Annotated in this window: 2 protein-coding genes; both read left to right on the forward strand. The window is 67.7% G+C overall.

Annotated elements, in window-relative coordinates:
* Positions 1 to 670 (forward strand): ABC transporter permease (locus tag PGX04_RS15245; protein WP_273739283.1); only part of this gene is annotated, 670 nt, incomplete at its 5' end.
* 14 nt (positions 671 to 684) lie between these two features.
* On the forward strand, positions 685 to 1,763 hold a 1,079-nt coding region (locus PGX04_RS15250), incomplete at its 3' end, for an ABC transporter ATP-binding protein (protein WP_273739284.1).

The raw sequence follows: 1,763 nt of genomic DNA on the forward strand, positions 1-1,763 counted from the left end.
GCTCGGGCGCGACGTGGCAACCCGACTCGCGTACGGCGCACGCATTTCGCTCGCGCTGGCGGTGGTTGCGACGACGGTCCGCGTCGCCATCGGGATGATGATTGGTCTGCTCGCGGCCACCGGCGGCCGGTTCGTCGACGCCCTTCTGATGCGGCTCGTTGATGTCCAGCTGGCGTTTCCCGGGCTCGTACTCGCGCTGGTGATCGCTGGCGTGCTCGGGCCGAGCCTGCGAAACGTCGTGATCGCGCTCTCGGTCGTCGGCTGGGCATCGTATGCGCGAGTCGTCCGCGGGAGCGTCCTCGCGATCAGGGACCGGCCGTTCGTCCAATCGTCGAAGCTCTACGGGACGCCGCGCCGCCGGCTCGTCCGGCGACACCTGTTGCCCCACGTCGTCAGTCCGGTGCTCGTGCTGGCGACGCTAAACCTCGGCACCGTCGTCCTCGCGGCCGCCGGCCTCTCCTATCTCGGCCTCGGCGCGCAGCCGCCGACGTCCGAGTGGGGCACAATGATCGCTGGCGGCCGGAACTACCTGCGATCCGCTCCCTGGCTCGTCACCGCGCCCGGCGTTGCGATCATGCTGACGGTCGTCGGCTTCAACCTGATCGGTGACGGCCTGCGAGACGCACTGGACCCCGACCACCTCGACGACCGCAAGCGACGGCGAACCTGATCAAAACGACGACTATGACACGAACCAACGCACTCGAGATCGAGAACCTCCACGTACACTTCGACACCGGATCCGAGACCGTCCGCGCGGTCGACGGCGCGTCGTTCGCGATCGAGCCCGGCGAGATCGTCGGTCTGGTCGGCGAAAGTGGTTGTGGCAAGTCGGCCACCGCACGCTCGATCGTCCGGCTCGAGTCGCCCGGCGAGATCGTCGACGGGAGCATCCGTTACGGCGACCGAGAACTGACGACGGCCGACGAGCGGACGCTCCGTCGGCTCCGCGGCCGGGACTTGGCGATGGTCTTTCAGGACCCGTCGACGACGCTGAACCCGGTATATCCGATTGGCGAGCAGATCGCCGAAACACTGCGGATCAATCGTGACCCGGACCGACAGCCGCTTTTAACGGAACTCGCACGCGGTGTGAGTCCTCGGCTTCGCTCCTCGACGCTCCGATCGGAGGTGCTCGAACTCATGGAGACGGTCGGCATCCCCCGGCCGAGCGAGCGGATCGACGCCCTCCCCCACCAGTTCAGCGGCGGAATGCGCCAGCGGGCGATGCTCGCGATCGCGCTCGCCCGACAGCCGTCGCTGCTGATCGCCGACGAACCGACGACCGCACTGGATACGACGACCCAGGCGGCGATCCTCGAGCGACTGGCCGCGCTCAACGCCGACCACGGAACGGGGATGCTGGTGATCAGCCACGACTTCGGCGTTGTCTCACAGCTCTGTGACCGGATCATTGTCATGTACGACGGCGTCGTCGTCGAACGAGGGGTGACCGAGCAGCTCCGATCGAGCCCGAAACACCCCTACACGAAGGTGCTTCTGGACTGTCTCCCTCGTCACGCCGATCCCGAGGCTCGGCTCCCGACGGTCGAGGGAGCGCCGCCGAGCGGGAACTCCATCCTCGAGGGGTGTGCGTTCGCCGATCGCTGTCCGTTCGCGATCGAGGAGTGTTGTGCGGTCGATCCACCGAGCGTTTCGGTCGGCTCCGACCACGACGTGCGGTGTGATGTACCCGACGCGCGCGAGGCCTCGCTCGAGGCGATGCGAGACCGGCAAGCGCGAGCGGCCGCCGCGACCGATGC

It is taken from the genome of Natrinema soli, assembly GCF_028618695.1.